Consider the following 18,573-nt stretch of genomic DNA (forward strand, 5'->3'; position numbering starts at 1 on the left):
TCGCTAATCCCATTGTTCCCGCGTTACTCGCGAAGACGCTTCGCTTGCATCACTTTTGCTGACTTTCATTTCTTTTCGCGCTCCATGAACATCCAGCGGTGTCCTTCGATATCCTCAACTCTATATCGACGGCCGGGGAAGTCACCTTCCGGCTCGGTGAGTATTCTCGCGCTTTCCTGTTTCGCGCGCCGGTAATGCGCGTCCACGTCTTCGACATAAACAAGAACACCGTCGACAATCCATGGTACTGTCGCCCACGTTCTCGCCGTGTCGCAATGCTCGCGATGATGACGCGGACTTTCGTAATCTCGGGTCGGTGTGGCCAACATTATTACTCCCGAGCCGGTGTCCATCTCGCCGTGGTCCATTCTACCGTCCGGCGCGAAGTGCCGCGTTCGTTCCTTGAAACCAAATGCTCTTGCGAGCCAGTCAAGCGCGGCGGGGCCGTCCTCGTAAGCAACCATCGGGATGACTCCTGGATAATTGTCGGACATCTGCATCTCCTTTCCACCTTCGGTTCATTGAACCGAGACCGCCTCAAAACGACCCGGCGACATCTGCGTTTTGGCCCGAAGTGTATTGTGTATCTCTGCCGCTGTGTCTGTGTACTTCATCAGTTCTAATATATCCTCTTCGCTCGCGTGAGCGCGTACCTTGGCATCGTATGTAACGTTCTTCGCCGGTTCGCCCTCCGCACCGAAATCGCCGGTCACACTTACTTCCACGCCTTCGACCTTCATGCCCTTTTTTGCCGCCTCCCGGTAAATGTCGTTGCAATAGCACGTGGCAAGCGCGAGGAAAAGAAACTCGCCACCGTTTACGCTCGAGCCAAAACTGTTTGACTTCGGCGGAACATCTAGCGCGCGCGCGTTCTCGTTTGTCTTTAAGCTGACCTCGTGGATTCCTGAGCTGTTTTTTATTTGAGCGGTCATCTTCATTCGAAGGACCTCCCGAAGTTTGAAATACAAATGTAGGACGCCGTTGGAACGACCGGGCAGCCTACGCGATTAGCACGGCCTGATGTAACGTCAGGCTCGATACGATCGCGACTACTGGCTAAGCGTTTTTCTCGCTGTCAGGATTCTTCCTCAAATTCTTCCAGAGATAATAAGCAGGAATTCCGCAGAGGACGATTATTACACCCGGCCACGTATAGCGCGGTTTGAAAATGAGCAGATCGACCGCAATCGCAGCGGCAACGATAATGTACAAGCCGGGTACAACCGGGTAGCCGAAAGCTTTATACGGCCGTTCGGTATCAGGCCGCTTCTTCCTGAGTACGAATATCGCGGAGATGGTGAGTATGAAGAAAATGAGGACAGCGAAAATCACGTAGTCGAGTAGATCGCTGTACGTGCCGGACAGACATAGAAGACTCGCCCAGATTCCCTGTACGACAAGTGCGATACCGGGCACAGACTTCGAATTAAGTCTTCCGGCTCCACTAAAGAATACCTTGTCTCTTGCCATCGCGTAGTAGACTCTCGGTCCGGCAAGTATCAGGCCGTTATTGCAGCCGAACGTCGAAATCATTATTAGGATCGCCATGATTATCGCGGCCGGAGCGCCAAATACCATCGCTGCTGCTGCAGTTCCAACTCTGTCGTCCGCCGCGAACTGGATCCCCTGTGCGAGTACTCCATGACCTTCCGATGATCCGATCAAAGGAAGTGAGAAGATATAGGCAACGTTCGCGAGGAGGTAAAGTATTGACACTGTCAGTGTACCTAAGAGGAGACTGAGTGGAATCGTCTTCTTCGGATTGACGACTTCTCCTGCAGCGTACGTAATGTCGTACCACGCGTCGCTTGAAAAGAGGGATCCCACCATCGCGACGCCGATTGCTGCGAGAAGCATGGGACCGGAGAGAGATTCGATGAGAACGATCTTTCCGCCTTCCATGTGCGTCCACGATGCACTCCAAAAGTTCGCAAGATTTTGCGCGACAGCTCCGGCGTTCCTTCCGATAAAGATGCCGAGCAAGATGAGTCCGATCAGCGCGGCGGTTTTAGTAATCGTAAAAATGTTCTGAAGAATTTTTCCCTGTCGGATACCGTTAGCGTTGATAAACGTGAGAAGCGCTATGCTCGCTATTGCGAGGAGCTGGCCGGCTGAAATCTTCAACGAGCCGACTGCGAGAATTACGTTCGAGTCACTGAACCATGGAATGAGGACGGCCGTAAACTTTGCGAATGCGACCGCGACAGCTGCGATCGTTCCTGTCTGTATGACGAGGAAGAGCGTCCATCCGTATAAGAATCCCGTAAGAGGATTATATGCTTCGCGAAGGTAAGCGTACTGTCCGCCGACATGCGGCATCATGCCGGCGAGCTCGCCATAACTCAGCGCACCGATCACCGTCACGGCTCCGGTGATGATCCAGACAAGGAGCAAGTAGCCGGGAGAGCCTACCGTTCTCGCGATGTCGGCGCTCACGATGAAAATCCCCGATCCGATCATCGACCCGATCACAATCATAGTAGAGTCGAGAAGTTTCAGCTCGCGCTTAAACTCCTTCTGAGGAAGAGGATCTACCGCGCTCATATTACGCCTCATCGGTGATTAATTGAACGGGAAACTGAGACCAGCGATTAAATACTAAATCTAAAGCGCTAAAGTCCAAACAAAATCAAAATTCAAATGACAGAAATATGAAACGCAAGGTGTTTTGGATCTTACCGTTTAAGAATTTGAGTTTGTCTATGATTTGGAAAATCGGATTTAGAGTTTATCACTCCGAATTTCTCCCTCGCCTCAGTTTGATTTATGCAGCGCTGCTCTCACTTTGCTGTGGTTTCGACCATACAGGAAATATATCAGTAGACCCACAATCAGCCAGACGACGAGCCGGATCCATGTATCGATCGGAAGGCTGAGCATCAAGAGACCCGAAACGACTATTCCCATTATCGGAACGAACGGTACCCATGGAGTTTTGAACGGCCGCGGAATTTCAGGTCTCCTCCTGCGAAGGATCCACACGCCTGCGCTAACAATTACAAAAGCGAGAAGAGTTCCGATACTTACAAGTTCACCAAGAAGATCGATCGGTATTAACGCGGCGAATATCGCCACAAACGCGCCTACCACCATCGTAGAGATCCACGGTGTGCGAAACTTCGGGTGAACTTTACTCGCCCACTTCGGGAGAAGACCGTCATTGGACATGGAGTAAAACACCCGCGACTGCCCGAGGAGCATGACGAGCATTACCGTCGCAAGGCCGAAGATCGCGCCAACTTTTACCAGGAGGCTTCCCCATCTTACACCTGTGGCGTCGATCCCGATCGCGACCGGATCGGAAACATTCAGGCTCGTATATGGGACGATGGCCGTCAGCAACCCGGATACGACTATATATAGGATTGTGCAGATGATCAGAGATCCCATTATGCCGATTGGCATGTCTTTCTGAGGGTTTTTGGCTTCCTGGGCTGCGGTGGATACAGCATCAAAGCCTATATACGCGAAGAAAATTACGCTTGCCGCTCTCGCAATTCCCGACCAGCCGTATTTGCCGAACTCGCCCGCGTTTGGAGGAATGAACGGCTTCCAGTTCACTTTGATGGTCGTGTCAGGATGCTGAATAACAAACGCGCCTGCAATCGCGATGAACACCAGTACGATCGCGACTTTTACAATCACGATGGTAGTATTGAAATTTGCCGACTCTTTAATTCCGATCACGAGAATTATAGTCACACCTATAATGCCTATTGCGGCGAGAATGTTGAATTGAGCTGCAAGATGCGGAAGAGTCATCGGATCTATATGCATTGAAGCGAGACTGTCTTTCACGCGAGCAAGCCTCTCCCAGTGTCCATTGAACATTACCATCATCTCACCGTGCGCGCCGGATAATTGCGGCGGAAGAAAAATGCCAAAGTCCCCGAGCAAGCTAAGCAGATATCCGCTCCAACCGGAAGCGACAGTTGCCGCACCGAAAGCGTATTCAAGTATCAAATCCCACCCGATTATCCACGCGAATATTTCTCCGAGGGTCGCATAACCGTAAGTGTAAGCCGAGCCGGCAATCGGGATAAGGGACGCAAATTCGGCGTAACAAAGACCCGCGAAGACGCACGCGGTTGCGGCAAGCACGAACGAAAGGACGATTGCAGGTCCGGCATACTTTGCCGCCGCTGCTCCGGTCAAAACAAATATCCCTGCGCCTATGATTGCACCAATGCCGAGAGTTGTGAGGTTGAGCGGTCCCAGGGATCGTTTCAGCCCGTGCTCGGTGTCGGTCGTCTCCTTGAGTATTTGGTCGATTGGTTTTGTGGCGAGAAGCTCTGATGCCATTATTCCTCCGGTTGAATTTGTTTGAAACGCGGACTGAGTGTGCGGTATATCGCGACAGCGGAAACAAGCTTGACTAAATCCCAGTATGAGAAAATCAGAAAGCCCTGAGTGACTGAGACCTGCCAGTTGTGAAAGACCGCAGCATTTAAATACACCGTGCCGCACGTGAAAATTATAAGGAACCCCGCGAACATGGAGATGACCGTCCATGCAAGCGACGGACTATAATCGATGATAACGCCAACGACGAGCGCGCTGATCACGAAACCAAAAAGGTAACCCGCGGTCGATCCAAAAAGAATCGGAAGTCCTGCGCCGGCTCCGGCGAATATCGGAATCCCCGCTGCACCGATGAGAAGATAGAGGAGCATGCTTATCATCCCGTTGCGCCACCCGAGAAATGCACCGGACAGTACTACGAAAAGTGTCTGAAGAGTAAACGGGACCGGCTCATGTGGAATGTAAACTTTTGCGCCGATTGTCGTAAGAGCTGTGAAGAGAAGAATGCTCTTTATCTGATCCAGCTCACTGGCGACGTCCGTATCGACAGCCCTGATTGATTCAATACTGTACTTCATTTTCTCCTCTGCTTTTAATCCCTTCCGGGTCTGACAGGCAGCCGCAAATTAGTACTACCGCAGGCCGTAGGAATATTTCCCGAGTCGCACGGGAATTACGACAGTTCTTCGCATGGAGCGAGACGCTGCTGAGAGCTCTTTAGACTGGTTTGTGAGAAAACTCATCCGCGAAGGGTCTATAGTCATTAAGCAAAAAAATATAACCTCACCTGTTGAGAATCAAGATTTTGCCGACCGGCGATATGCTGGTCTTTCAGGCAAACGGTGTTTTTTTGATGCAAGACCGGAATTCGACAATTGTTGACGCCAGAAACTTTGTTCGTTAAATTGTCGCGTCGTTAGGAGAACACAAAAGGAGAAGGATATGTTCATTGGACATTTCGGAGTCGGGTTTGCCGCAAAAAGGGTTGACAGCAGACCCTCTCTCGGCACAATGTTTCTGGCCGCTCAACTCCTCGATGTCCTTTGGCCTGTATTCCTGCTTCTGGGCATAGAGCGCGTCCGGATCGCACCCGTCAACGACGCATTTCTCACATTGCATTTTACCTACTATCCATTCTCCCACAGCCTGCTCGCTTCTATTGTATGGTCGCTCCTGTTCGCTTTCGCGTACTATCTGATCAGGAAAAATATGAGGGGATCAATTGTTCTTGGGCTGCTTGTGTTTAGCCACTGGATCCTCGATTTTCTTACTCACATTCCCGATCTCCCGCTCTATCCCGGTAGCGAAGTCAAAGTGGGACTCGGAATGTGGAACTCCACGGTTCTGACGATCGTCGTCGAAGGATTTATTTTCGTTGCGGGTGCATGGATCTATATTGCCTCGACAAAATCGAAAAATCTCAGAGGGAAACTTGCGCTATGGGGACTCTTGCTTTTTCTCGGTCTTGCTTACGCATCGGATCTTATGAGTCCACCCCCTCCTTCAACCGAGGCGCTCGCAATTGTAGGGATCTTCATGTGGCTTCTCGTCGCGTGGGCGTATTGGATAGACAGGAATAGAATCACCAAAGTCTCATCTTGACCGTTTAATCCGGCGGTTGGATATGGGAAAGGGATCTCGTGGCGAGGAATAATCCGTCTTCCAGCAAAACATTCGGCGAGTCGAACGTTCTGGCGTTTCGTCTGCGGCGTCATCGCCTTCTGGGACAGCACAAGGCCGGTCTTTCCCAAGTCGTAAGCGATGCATGCGGCCTGCAGGCTCAGGTGTTGAGCTCGACTTATTTGCAGATGTCGTTAATGTCCGATCGGATGTCGAAAGTCCTCGGTTACGAAATTGATGTGGAGATTTCAAACTGAAGCAACGACGGAAACGGGAAGACATTGATTGGGGCAGGGCCCTTCGCCCGCTTTTCCAGAAATACTCGGGAAGGAAACACCCGCTCGATTTCAAAAACAGATACCAGTTGGTTGTTCTCGTGATTCTTTCTTCCCGAAGTGCCGACGTTTTCATAAACAAAATAGCACCCGCACTCTTTGCGGCCTTTCCATCGATGAAGGAGTTATCCAAAGCATCTCCGGAAGATCTCTTTCCGTATGTCCACGGTATCACCAACTTCAGGCATAAATCTGAGTGGCTCGTTTCGATCGCCAGAATCCTCGGAGATGATTCGAATGTACCGGAGACAATGGAAGAGCTCGTGAAACTTCCGGGGATTGGAAGAAAATCAGCAAACGTCATCATAAGCCAATCGGGTGGAAAGCCTGAAGGAGTGATTGTCGACCTGCACGTGGCGCGAGTTGCGCCGAGAATCGGGATTGCGCGTGGCAATGCGCCGGACAAGATCGAAGCCGAGCTTATGCGATTCATCCCCCAAAAATATTGGACGGAGGCGGGCATGGGAATGACTATTCTCGGACGTGAGGTCTGCAGACCGAAGAATCCGCATTGTAGGGAGTGTGTGGTGAGTTCTGTGTGCGGGTACTACCGGAAGAACGGCGGAGAGGGAAGAAAGGTAAGAAGGTTAAGAGGTAAAGAGGTTAATAGGTTAAGGGGCAAATAGATTCTGGCGACTGATCTCTCCGGGCGAGCCCCGAGCTTGTTTTACCGCAAAGGCCGCAAAGAACGCGGAGTCCCGAGTGACACTTAATCCATATCGGGACGGCGCTCCGCGCCGAAAGCGCAAAAATCGCTGAGGGAAATATATTTATTCTCTGCATTCTCGGCGGATCTGGCGCCGTGCCCCATCGTATGATGTACATCGGATGTTCATGTCGGGAGGTTGCGCCCTCTGCCGTTAAAAGAAGTCAAGGCTTGCCCCAAGATTTGCAACCGAGCCATTACCACTGAAGCCTGCAGTTTGATTCTACAGGATAGTCCGTCTATATTTTCTCCAGGAGGAAACTGTATGAAACTCAAAATACTCGAGCGGGTGTTCTCGGTGGCACTGGTGGGCGTGTGGATACTTCTGCTGCTTCGTGCCCACGCATTGAGACCGATCGCGTTTTATCAAATGCAACCCATCCTGTATGTGGGCGACGTCGCTGTATTGTTAGTAGCCGTCTTGTCCCTTAGCACCAAGCGTCCCCTCTTTAGCGATAAGAAGACGGAAGAAGAGGTGCCCCCCGAAATAAAGATCGAGGAATGAGCTAATCTTCCGTACCCTCCGTGTCTTCAGCGTGCTAGAGGTAAGGCAAAAAGACAGCACACGGGAATCACGGACGGCCACGGATTCTCACGGAAGAGAAATAATATTGTAGAATCCCTGCTCATCCGTCCCCTCCGTGTCTTCAGCGTGCTAGAGGTAAGGCAAAAAGGCAGCACACGGATATCACGGACGGTCACGGATTCTCACGGAAGAGAAATAATATTATGAAATTGGTGCTCATTCGTCCCATCCGTTTCATCTGTGTTCCTTCTTTAACTCGGATTTCTTGAGTTCATAAACCCCTTTTCATATATTGACTTACCACAATTTTGTCCTTCTGAGGTGACTTAATGAAGATACACGAGTACCAGGCAAAAGAGATTCTGAAAAAATTTAATGTCGCCATTCCCAAAGGAAAGGTCGCATTCAGTGTCGATGAAGCAGTCAGGGCCGCGGTCGAGATAGGCGGAAGCGTTTGGGTTGTCAAGGCACAGATCCATGCGGGCGGTAGAGGCAAAGGCGGCGGCGTAAAGATCGCGAAGAGTATAGAAGAGGTAAAACAGCTCGCGAAGCAAATGCTCGGGATGACTCTGGTCACCCATCAGACGGGTCCTGAAGGAAAAGTCGTGAAGCGGCTTTTGATCGAGCAGGGAATTAATATCGCGCGCGAGCTTTACGCGGGAATCGTACTCGACAGGTCATCGTCGAAGGATGTGTTGATGGCTTCGACAGAAGGCGGAGTTGAAATAGAGAAAGTTGCTGCGGAATCACCCGAGAAAATCATGAAGGAGACAATCGATCCCGGGTTAGGTCTGATGCCTTATCAGGCGAAGAAGCTCGCGTTCGGGCTTGGCCTCGAGGGCGAAGCGAACAAGAACGGCATAAAATTCCTGACTGGTTTGTATAAAGCGTACGTGGAGACGGACGCGAGCCTTGCAGAGATAAACCCTCTGGTGCTGACAAAAGAGGGAGCAGTAATGGCGCTCGACGCGAAGATAAATTTCGACGACAATGCACTCTACCGTCATCCTGAAATCGTGGAGATGAGAGATCTCGACGAAGAATCGCCTCTCGAGGTCGAAGCGTCAAAGTCGCATCTGAATTACATCAAGCTCGACGGCAACGTCGGATGTATGGTGAATGGCGCCGGGCTGGCAATGGCGACAATGGACATCATTAAACTCACCGGCGGTGAACCCGCTAACTTCCTCGACGTCGGCGGCGGCGCAAACGTGGAGACGGTCTCTAGCGGATTCAGGATCATACTTTCCGACAAGAACGTTAAAGCGATCCTGATAAATATTTTCGGCGGCATCGTCAGGTGCGACCGGGTCGCGCAGGGTGTGATCGAGGCGGCAAACCGCGTGTCGGTCGCGCTTCCGGTCGTGGTCAGGCTCGAAGGAACAAACGCTAAGGAGGGCGCCGAAATTTTGAAAAATTCCGGATTGAATTTCGCGGTCGCCACAGGATTAAAAGATGCCGCGGAAAAAGTGGCGGCAGCACTCAGGAACTAGAAACTTATTTCAATTTCCCAATTTTGAGCCTTCATTTGCAGTTAGCGGTTCACAATTGAAGGTTCATTATTACGCACAAGGTAATTAAGGTTGAACTGGAACAAATTCGAAGCGGTCATCGGTCTCGAAGTGCATTCCCAGATGCTCACTGAGACAAAAACCTTTTGCGGCTGCTCCACGAAGTTCGGTAAACCGCCGAACTCAAACGTGTGCCCGGTCTGCCTCGGTATGCCTGGAGTCCTTCCCGTTCTCAACAAGAAACTCGTCGAGTTCGCGGTCAGGATGGGCCTCGCCGCAGGAAGTACGATCGCTCCGTATTCAATTTTCGCCCGAAAGAATTATTTCTATCCGGACCTTCCAAAGGGCTACCAGATCTCACAGTTTGAACAACCCATCTGTTCCGGCGGATCCATTGAAATAGAAAAGCCGGACGGGACGAGGAAGAAAATCAGACTGGTCAGAATTCACATGGAGGAAGATGCCGGGAAATCCATCCATGACCAGGACGTCGATACGCTTGTCGACCTGAACAGGTGCGGGGTCCCGCTGCTTGAAATCGTGAGCGAACCCGATATCAGCAATGCGGAGGAAGCTCACCTGTATCTTCAACAGATAAAACAGATTGTGACATACCTCGGGATCTGTGACGGTAACATGGAAGAGGGCTCGCTTCGATGTGACGCTAATGTCTCAATTCGGCACAGGGGAGAAACCAAACTGGGGACGAAGGCCGAAATAAAAAACATGAACTCGTTTCGCAACGTTGAGCGCGCCCTCGATGTCGAAATCGAAAGACAGTATCTCCTTCTTGAATCCGGCGGGCACGTCGTGCAGGAAACGCTTCTCTATGACGCGAACACGAACGAAGTACGCCCGATGCGCTCGAAGGAAGAGGCGAATGACTACAGATATTTTCCTGATCCCGACTTGGTCCCCATCCTCGTGAGCGAAGAATGGAAGCAGAAATTGAAATCCGACCTCCCCGAACTTCCGAGCGCGCGAAGAGAGAGGTTCATCGTGGAATATTCCCTCCCGAAATATGACGCGTCGATTCTCACCGGAGACAAAGAGATTGCGGACTATTACGAAACTGCAGTCGAGAGCCTAAGGCTGAAATCGCGCGACGCGTACAAGCAGGCGAGTAATTACGTGATGACGGATGTCCTGCGCGTTGTCAACGAGCGGCTCATAAAGATACATCAGTTCTCGATCCAGCCAGAAAACCTTGCGCGCATGATCGACCTGATCAACGAGGGGACAATCTCGACAAAGATCGCGAAGGAAGTCTTCGAGGAAATGGTCGTGTCCGGACAATCTCCCGATGCCATCGTGGAGAAGAACGGCTTGCGCCAGGTGTCGGACGAATCAGCAATCGACAAAGCAGTTCAGGAGGTGCTCGAGTCAAATCCGGAAGAGGTCCGCCGGTTTCTGGGTGGAAAAGATAAGTTGTTCGGATTTTTTGTCGGCGAGATCATGAAGAAGACACGGGGCAAAGCGAATCCTAAGATTCTTAACGACCTTCTCAGGCAAAAACTGGAGAAAATGAGGAATTGACTCGTGTTTCCGTGCCGGGCGCGCAGGGGGAAATGATAGTCCGCTGTTTCTCAATTGATTCTTATCTGAAAAATCGCAAACTAATCTAACTAACTTGACTATCGAGGAATTATGAGAAAGAAAATCATTGCTGCTAATTGGAAGATGAACAAAGACTTAAATGAGACTTCAGATTTCATCTCGGCGTTCAGGAAAGAGATGAACGATTATAATGCAGCTGCGGAGTCGGTTATCTGTCCGCCTTTTGTCGCGCTTGATGTCGCGGCGAAATCGCTGCAGGGCACGAAGTTCAAATTGGGTGCGCAGAATCTTCACTACGAAAACGACGGCGCGTACACCGGTGAAATTTCGGTGAGAATGCTGAAGTCCGTCGGTGTGCAATACGTAATTGTCGGCCATTCGGAGCGCCGCCAGTATTTCGGGGAGACGGACGAAATTGTTTCAAAGAAAGTGAAGAAGGCTTTGAGCGGCGATCTCAAAGTTATACTCTGTGTCGGAGAAAGCTTAAGCGAGCGGGACGGCGGCGTTACCGAGAAGGTGCTGGAACGCCAGGTGAAAGCAGCGCTCAACGGCATTACGACCCAGCAGGTTTCGTCTCTCGTGATTGCATACGAGCCCATTTGGGCCATCGGGACCGGGCGCAACGCAACTCCTCAACAGGCTCAGGACGCCCACGCGTTCATCAGAACGACCGTCGCGAAAATTTTCGACAAGGACACTGCCGCACAATTGACGATTCAATACGGAGGAAGTGTAAAACCGGACAACGCTGCACAGCTCCTTTCGCAACCTGACGTGGATGGGGCACTCGTCGGCGGCGCAAGCCTCACTGCAGATTCTTTCGCGAAGATCGTGAAAAGTTCTCCAGCTTCAAGATAAGGTGACGCCTGCCCGACTGATACGATGTCTCGTGTTAAGTCCGGATTCTTTATTCTCCTTTTCGCCGTTGCGACCTCTCCGCTATGGGGCGCGCTCGGCGTGTGTTTCGGGCAGGCGACATCCAACTCGATCGTGGCTCACATCTCCTCCGCGGATACCCTCATCCGCCTTCCGCAGAAATTCATATTCAGAAATTCCGACTGCGTGGTTGTGGATTCCATAACGCTCAGGCGCGATTCGGATTACGTCATGGATTATACCGCGGGCACAATTAGATTCAAGAAGACGGGAATATTCTTTTCAGGAAGAAAAGATTCCGCATTTACGATCCGCATAAGCTACAGGAATTTTCCCTTCGACATCCCGACCGAATACAGCATGCACACGACAATTGTCAGGTACGACACGACTTCGAAAAAAAACGTAACGTATATTGAGCAGAGTGCACCCCTCAGTCCTTCCGAACTTTTCGGAGGCGGGATACAGAAGAGCGGAAGCATCGTGCGCGGATTTACCATCGGATCGAACCAGGACCTCACCCTGAATTCGGGTTTCCGTATGCAGCTTGCGGGCAATCTCACGAATGATGTTGAGGTTACTGCGGCGTTGACGGACGAATCGAGTCCGATCCAGCCGGAAGGGAACACGAAAACTTTGCAGGAGTTCGACAAAGTATTTGTGAATATAAAGTCCCCTCATATCTCCGGCACGCTCGGCGATTTTGAGATGACTCAGACCGGTACGGAGTTCGGGATAATTCACAGAAAGCTGCAAGGAGCAATGGGTGTCGCGAATTACGGCGAATCGTCAGTCATGCTGAGCGGCGCCGTGAGCAGGGGGAAATTCCGGACGCAGCAGGTAACTCCTATCGACGGAAGCCAGGGGCCGTACCAGCTTGTTGGGGACGACGGAAGCGCAGAAATAATAATCATCGCGGGAACTGAAAAAGTCTATCTTGACGGAATCCAGATGACCAGGGGAGAAACGAACGATTACGTGATTGACTACTCAAACGCGCAGCTCACATTCACACCGAAACATCTAATCACTAACCTAAGCAGGATTTTCGTCGACTTCGAGTACTCTAACGGAGATTTCCAGAGAACCTTCGCCGGTGGAAATGCTTCAACGAAACTAGCGGACAACAAACTCGAGCTCGACGTCTCGTATTATCAGGAGGGAGACGATCCGACAACTTCTTTCGGCGTGACCCTGTCGGACTCCGATAAAGCGCTCCTGAGCACGGCGGGAAAGAACAGGATCGCCGCGTCCAGGAGCGGAGTGAGCTACGCCGGTAGAGATTCAATAACTGGAGTCGGGAAGGGGCAGTACCGGAGCGACTCTCTCCTGATCTCCGGCAAGCCATACTATATCTACAGATTTGTGCAACCCACCGATACGGCAAATCTCGATAACGCTGTGTATAGCGTCGCATTCTCCGAGGTCGGCAGCGGAAAAGGCGACTACCAGTCCGTCGGGTTCGGCGAGTTTGACTTTGTCGGCGTCGGGCAGGGAGACTATGCCCCGATAGAGATTCTCCCTATGCCGCAGTTCCAGCAGCTCGCGGACGTTGCCGCCACCTACAGATTCAACAGCGAAGGTTCTTTAAGCCTGGAATATTCCGCGAGCAGTCTTGATGTCAACCGCCTCTCTTCGCTTCCCGGAGTCACTTCCGACGGGTACGGAATGAAATTCGGATTCGGTTACTCTCCAAAGCGACTTCAACTGGGAGATGCGGACATCGGCGCACTCAACTTCAACGAGTTGACCAGATTTGTGAACCGGGATTTCAACCCGATGGACCGCACCAATGACGTCGAGTTTAACCGGGAGTGGGGGATCGACTCCCTTCTCCCCGAAGATGAATTGTTGAATCAAGCTCATCTTGATTTCTCGCCAGCCATGAAAGCTGCGAAGCTCACAATCGGCGGCGACGTCGGCAGAATTACCCGCGGCACTGATTTCAGCTCGGGGAGGTATTCTGCGCTCGCCAGCCTCGGCGGCGACTCCGCCTGGATACCGTCCGTCAATTACCAGGCGACTATCGTTGACAGCAAAGACGAAGCGCTCTCCAATACCGGAAAATGGTTCAGGCAAAACGGAGACGTGAAATTCTCTTTCGGTAAGTTCTCGCCCGGCTTCAGACTTTCATCGGAGGACAGGCGACTTGCCGGGACCGGCACGGATTCGCTGTGGTCGAATTCCTACAAGTATGTCGAGTACGGCCCGAGCGTAACGTTAAGCCAGATTTACCATTTCGATTTCGATGCAGAGATCTACGAGAGACAGGAGAGCGGCATCATCGGCGGCTCGCTATTGCCGTCGTCAAACTCCTTGACCGACCAGTTGTCTGTCCGCCTCAACGAATGGAATGACCTCTCGTCAAATCTCACATTGACTTACAGGAAGAAAACATACACGGAGAGTTTTAGAAATCTCGGCAACTCCGACAACGAATCGGTGTTGTCAAAGTGGGAAACCAACTACAATCCGCTCGCCCGCGGGCTTGAGACCAATCTCTTCTACCAGGTAACCACCGAGCGGGCAGCCCGGCTCGAACAAATCTTCTGGAAGGTTCTGCCGGGTCAAGGACAGTACCAATGGATCGATGGAAACCACAATGGGCAGGTCGATATTACAAACCCACTGGACTTCCAGCAAGTCAACTTCAACGGAGATTATACGCTGCTAACCAGGCCGACAGCAACTCTCTATCCGGTAGTCGACCTGAAGACAAATTTCAGGGTCGGATTGACGCCGGAAAGATTTGTTAACAATAACGGCAGCATCTCCAGTTCGATCCTGCGAGCGCTCTCGACGGTCACTATGTGGCAGGTAGCCGAGAATAACCAGACCTCGAACGTCAGCGATATTTATCTTCTTCGACTTTCTAAGTTCCTCAACGACAGTCTGACGATTAACGGCTCGCAGCTGTTTCAACAGGACGTTTACGTTCTACAGAACAACCGTGACTTTTCACTGCGGCTGCGGTTTCTTCAGACTAAATCGCTGAACCAGTATTCGATCTCAACCGAGCGCGGCTTCAAACGCGAGCAAAGTGCGAGGCTGAGAACCAAATTAACGGACACGTTTTACGAGGAGCTCGATGTAGCGCTCAACGACGACAACGTTCGCACCACTTACACCGATAGGGCACATGAAATCGGCTCCTCTACTGCCTCTTCCGAATTGTCTTATCGTCCAGACATAAACGTGGAATCGTCCTTCAGAGTCCAGCTCTCGAAATCGGTGGATGATTACCGGTCGGGTCTTACCAATTCGATGAATACCGAGTTGCTGAAGATTGCCTACTCGATCCTGACAAAAGGAAGATTGAGATTTCAACTCGAGAGGGATGAAGTCGCGATCAGCAACCAGCCGCAAAACATTTATCTCCCGTTCGAGTTGACGGGCGGATTTCTTCCGGGGCAGACCTATATCTGGGAAGTCGGATTCGAATACAGGATCAGCTCGTTTATCCAGGCGAACGCCGATTACACCGGGAGGAGCCAACCGGGCGGTGCGCCCATTCACACAATGACGGCAGAAGTAAGAGCTTTCTTCTAATTACATCGTGGTACACCATCGGATCTTCAAACTCTTCTAATGCTCGATTCTTATATTGACCAAAGTGAACTTGTTTTTGTGATTCGGTAGAGATGGAATTAAACTTAACAAATCGGAATGGAGTCCAGGTGAAGTCTCGATACAAATCTGCTACGATCGGTGGAGGAACATGAACACTAAGCCAGTGAGCCGCTATCCGCGACTCGAATCAGACGCGGCCTGATTTTTCTGCGCGCGAGACTCTTGGACGAAAGGCCCATTCACCTGGGGAACGTTAAGCTATCGTCAACAGTTTTATGAGTACATGAATCCTTTCGAAACGAACTACGGGACACTCACCAGGAGCGGTGGAGCGATAGACACAAAATCTCCTCTTCCTCCGAAAGAGTTGATTCCGCGAGTATTTGCTTTTCCGCCGAATCCGGACAGTTTCGGCGGAATTTCATATCTTGTCAAGACTCAGTCAAACTCTTTTATGGTCGATGTACCCGAGTATATTCGTCAGAATATCGGCTTCATTGAAAACACCGGGATTCCCGAATTTGTATTTCTCACTCACAGAGACGACGTCGCAGATGCAGACTTATTCAGGAGAGAATTCGGCACGAAACTCATTATTCATCAGTCTGAGAAATATGCCGTTAAATCGCCGGACATTACATTCCAGAACTCCTTGAAATTGAATGGCGTCGAAATAATTCATACACCCGGTCATTCTCCCGGCTCGTCTTGTCTCTATTTTCCGGCGGGTCGCGTCATGTTCACGGGTGATCATATAACCGCCGACGGGGGCAAACCTGTCGCCGAGGATTTCTCGTGGACATACGATTATGAACTGCAAATTCTGAGCGGGAGAAAAATTCTCGAGTATGATTTTCAATTCATCCTGGCCGGTCACGGGGGACGATGGTTGATACGGAACGCAAAAGAGGAATTAAAGAAGTTCATCGATGGTTCCGGGATCGGTGCGAAAAATGGGTAATGTCGTTCTGACGTCATACCTCTCTCACGGCGCACCGACTTCGCTCATCGAGAGAACAAAGATTCACGATGTGTATACCAAATTCGGTCACGCCCTCGTCGAAAAGGGTGTCGACACCATTGTCATCTCCTCGCCGCACTATCTGTCAAAAAGTGAATTCCAAATTGAATCGCGGGAGGATATACCCTGCATACAGGACTATTATGGATTTCCCGACGAGCTTTATAAATATTCATATAATGCGAAGAACAATCTGACTCTTGTCGCTCTGATCGAGAGTGAGGCGGCGTCGAAAGGTATAGCCGTGTCCGGTTCGGACTCGTGGGGACTTGATCACGGTGCGTGGCTGCCGCTTTATTTCATGTTCCCTGAGAGCAACGTGAAGGTTGTTCCGGTATCGATTACCGGCCGGTCTCCGGAAGAACATTTCCTCTTCGGCGATGCAATTAAGAGCGCAGTTGAAAAGAGCGATTGTACTGCCGCCGTTATAGGAACGGGATCGCCTCTTCACAGGCTTGATCTTATAAGATTCGGTTACTACGGTCCTGACAGATTTGAGCCCGGCGAGAAGCTCGACAATCAGCTGATAGAAACCGTCGCGGCTGGTGATTTCGAAAAGATATTGAGGATTCGCGATGACAACCCGTCGCTCTTCCGGGCTGCAGCGCCGGAAGGGAATCTTAACCCGCTCTACATTTCTCTAGGCGCGTCAGACCGCAAACATTTTGTCGGGAGAACCCTTGTCCATGAGTTCATGTACTACGGTGTGTCGCTTGTCGCGATTCTGTTGAGCGCCGATGACGATTTGACCGAAAAAATTCTTTCATCAGATCATGAATCCGCCCGGAATGGCTGACTTGATAATATGATCACCTTCGACCAGGCTCGTCGGTCGATTCCGCTTAATGGAAGACTTCTTCAGAATTTCCCGAACTTGAAAGTAAGGTAAATCGAAAGGTCCGACAATTCGGAATCAGTTATGCCTACAAGGTCGCTTCCTCTCACGAGCCGGTAACTCCCTCCGGCGTTCAACCTGAAGAATGGTGTAATATTCAATTCAACTCCGGCGCCGGGTTCGAGGACAAAAAAGGCCGATGTGGGTGAACTTATCCCCCATAAGGAATTCGAATAGTTATTCCAATAGCCGTATCCGACTCCGCCTGCACCAATAAGAGTTGAGATGGAAAAGTGAAACAAATTATCCGGCGCTCCGATGTATTCGAGGAAAAGTCCTCCGTACCCGAAATTGAAACGGAAATCCTGTCCGGCGCTGTAATAGAGTGTAGCGGCCTGCGGCGCGGAAATGCTGTTCACGAGTCCATATCCGCCGCCCCCGAGGAGAAATGTATGGTTGATGAGCCATCCTCCGTACCCGCCGACCATCACCGCGAAATGGTTGTCGATGGTCGAGAACCTAACAGCTGGTCCGCCGTAACCGCCGCTTTCAATCGGCCCGCTGATCAGAGTCTGTTCTTGTGCGCACGCGCTCATTGAAATAAAAAAAGACACGACGATGAAGGAAATTGCTTTCATGGTTGCCCTCGTAAGTATTTTTCATATTCGCAAAATGAAACACGACATTAGTTCCAACGGAAAAGCATGAGTAATGTTTTGGAAAAATTACAGGGTGTGATGCTGACCAAAATCATATTTTAGTGGAAAAAACTTGAAAGAACGAAGGGAGATAAATGAAAATCAGATCAGCTGACTTTCGGGCGCCTGAAGGCGAAACGATAGATTTGAGGAAATGGCCGACCAGGGTGAATCCCATTTATAAATCTAAGAAGGAATATCGAAATCTGCTTGATGAGCATGTGGCCAAATTAAGCGCGCTCCAGAATGTCCACTATGCATCGGGCCGAAATGCCGTTCTCCTTATTTTCCAGGCGATGGACGCTGCCGGGAAGGATGGCACCATCCGACACGTATTGTCCGGAGTCAATCCACAAGGCTGCCAGGTTTTCAGCTTCAAGCAACCGAGCGCCGAGGAGCTTAATCACGACTTTTTGTGGCGAACCACGAAATGTCTCCCCGAAAAAGGGAAGATCGGTATCTTCAATCGTTCCTATTACGAAGAAGTCTTGATCGTGCGAGTCCATCCGGACCTTCTCCATGGCGAAGGCTTTTCTGAGAATATTGCCTCCGAAGGAAAATTCTGGGAACACCGCTATCGGTCGATAACTCAATTTGAGAATCATCTTTACAGGAACGGAACAAGGATTGTCAAATTCTTTCTGCATTTGTCCAAAGACGAGCAAAAGAATCGCTTCCTCCAACGAATCGATGATCCGGAAAAGAACTGGAAATTCAGTGAGGCGGACATCAAAGAGAGGCGCCACTGGAAGGAATATATGAAGGCTTATGAGGAATGCATAAGTGCGACGAGTACTAATGATTCTCCCTGGTACATAGTTCCTGCGGACGACAAGGAAAATGCGCGCGTAATTGTTTCGCAGATCGTCGTTGATACGCTCAGGTCATTCAAATCGGATTATCCGAAAACGTCACGCGAAAGACGAGAGGAACTCAAATCCATCCGCAAGCTCCTCGAAAAGGAGTGAAAGCAGGAGTTCGTTTTCTTCCTGTCAAATGAGAAGGAAGATCTCAGA

The 18,573-nt window shown here is 50.7% G+C and carries 17 protein-coding genes; 11 read left to right on the forward strand and 6 right to left on the reverse strand.

The window, feature by feature from the left end:
- Positions 1–65: 65 nt before the first annotated feature.
- The 5 genes from VIS48_16290 to VIS48_16310 form a co-directional block, all read right to left on the reverse strand.
- A complete protein-coding gene (locus VIS48_16290) occupies positions 66–494 on the reverse strand; it encodes a VOC family protein (GenBank protein HEY9167714.1) in 429 nt (142 codons plus the stop codon).
- A 24-nt stretch (positions 495–518) separates the two neighbouring features.
- Positions 519–938, reverse strand: a complete 420-nt coding sequence (locus VIS48_16295; protein ID HEY9167715.1) for an OsmC family protein — start codon at positions 936–938, stop codon at positions 519–521.
- A 118-nt stretch (positions 939–1,056) separates the two neighbouring features.
- Positions 1,057–2,544, reverse strand: a complete 1,488-nt coding sequence (locus tag VIS48_16300) for an amino acid permease (GenBank protein ID HEY9167716.1) — start codon at positions 2,542–2,544, stop codon at positions 1,057–1,059.
- A 210-nt stretch (positions 2,545–2,754) separates the two neighbouring features.
- Positions 2,755–4,302 carry an amino acid permease gene (locus VIS48_16305; protein HEY9167717.1) on the reverse strand — a complete coding sequence of 516 codons (1,548 nt, stop codon included), beginning with the start codon at positions 4,300–4,302 and terminating at the stop codon, positions 2,755–2,757.
- A complete protein-coding gene (locus VIS48_16310; protein ID HEY9167718.1) occupies positions 4,302–4,880 on the reverse strand; it encodes a biotin transporter BioY in 579 nt (192 codons plus the stop codon). The genes VIS48_16305 and VIS48_16310 overlap by 1 nt, the downstream gene beginning before the upstream one ends.
- Positions 4,881–5,244: 364 nt before the next feature.
- On the opposite strand from VIS48_16310, the gene VIS48_16315 reads away from it, so the two are divergent.
- The 10 genes from VIS48_16315 to VIS48_16360 all read left to right on the forward strand — a co-directional run bounded on the left by VIS48_16315 (position 5,245) and on the right by VIS48_16360 (position 16,820).
- Positions 5,245–5,904: a hypothetical protein gene (locus VIS48_16315; protein ID HEY9167719.1), complete on the forward strand. Its 660-nt coding sequence runs from the start codon at positions 5,245–5,247 to the stop codon at positions 5,902–5,904.
- 38 nt (positions 5,905–5,942) lie between these two features.
- Complete coding sequence (locus tag VIS48_16320; protein HEY9167720.1) at positions 5,943–6,179, forward strand: hypothetical protein; 237 nt, start codon at positions 5,943–5,945, stop codon at positions 6,177–6,179.
- Positions 6,180–6,286: 107 nt separating this feature from the next.
- Positions 6,287–6,883 carry an endonuclease III gene (gene nth / locus VIS48_16325; protein HEY9167721.1) on the forward strand — a complete coding sequence of 199 codons (597 nt, stop codon included), beginning with the start codon at positions 6,287–6,289 and terminating at the stop codon, positions 6,881–6,883.
- Between the two features lie 345 nt (positions 6,884–7,228).
- Entirely contained in the window at positions 7,229–7,468 is a 240-nt protein-coding gene (locus tag VIS48_16330; GenBank protein HEY9167722.1) for a hypothetical protein, read from the forward strand.
- Between the two features lie 350 nt (positions 7,469–7,818).
- Positions 7,819–8,982, forward strand: a complete 1,164-nt coding sequence (sucC, locus tag VIS48_16335; GenBank protein ID HEY9167723.1) for an ADP-forming succinate--CoA ligase subunit beta — start codon at positions 7,819–7,821, stop codon at positions 8,980–8,982.
- 90 nt (positions 8,983–9,072) lie between these two features.
- Complete coding sequence (gatB, locus tag VIS48_16340; GenBank protein ID HEY9167724.1) at positions 9,073–10,536, forward strand: Asp-tRNA(Asn)/Glu-tRNA(Gln) amidotransferase subunit GatB; 1,464 nt, start codon at positions 9,073–9,075, stop codon at positions 10,534–10,536.
- A 111-nt stretch (positions 10,537–10,647) separates the two neighbouring features.
- Positions 10,648–11,415 carry a triose-phosphate isomerase gene (gene tpiA, locus VIS48_16345; protein HEY9167725.1) on the forward strand — a complete coding sequence of 256 codons (768 nt, stop codon included), beginning with the start codon at positions 10,648–10,650 and terminating at the stop codon, positions 11,413–11,415.
- Positions 11,416–11,439: 24 nt separating this feature from the next.
- The gene (locus VIS48_16350) at positions 11,440–14,982 is read left to right on the forward strand and encodes a hypothetical protein (protein HEY9167726.1); all 3,543 of its coding nucleotides are present in this window, start codon (positions 11,440–11,442) and stop codon (positions 14,980–14,982) included.
- Between the two features lie 304 nt (positions 14,983–15,286).
- Positions 15,287–15,964, forward strand: a complete 678-nt coding sequence (locus VIS48_16355; GenBank protein ID HEY9167727.1) for an MBL fold metallo-hydrolase — start codon at positions 15,287–15,289, stop codon at positions 15,962–15,964.
- Complete coding sequence (locus VIS48_16360; GenBank protein HEY9167728.1) at positions 15,957–16,820, forward strand: dioxygenase; 864 nt, start codon at positions 15,957–15,959, stop codon at positions 16,818–16,820. The genes VIS48_16355 and VIS48_16360 overlap by 8 nt, the downstream gene beginning before the upstream one ends.
- A gap of 62 nt (positions 16,821–16,882) precedes the next feature.
- On the opposite strand, the gene VIS48_16365 is transcribed toward VIS48_16360, so the two are convergent.
- Positions 16,883–17,497: a hypothetical protein gene (locus VIS48_16365; GenBank protein ID HEY9167729.1), complete on the reverse strand. Its 615-nt coding sequence runs from the start codon at positions 17,495–17,497 to the stop codon at positions 16,883–16,885.
- Positions 17,498–17,652: 155 nt separating this feature from the next.
- On the opposite strand from VIS48_16365, the gene VIS48_16370 reads away from it, so the two are divergent.
- Positions 17,653–18,525 (forward strand): ADP-polyphosphate phosphotransferase, encoded by an 873-nt coding sequence (locus VIS48_16370; GenBank protein HEY9167730.1) that lies wholly within the window; start codon positions 17,653–17,655, stop codon positions 18,523–18,525.
- Positions 18,526–18,573: the final 48 nt, after the last annotated feature.

The organism is Candidatus Kryptoniota bacterium, from assembly GCA_036567965.1.
Taxonomy (GTDB): domain Bacteria; phylum Bacteroidota; class Ignavibacteria; order Kryptoniales; family JAKASW01; genus JAKASW01.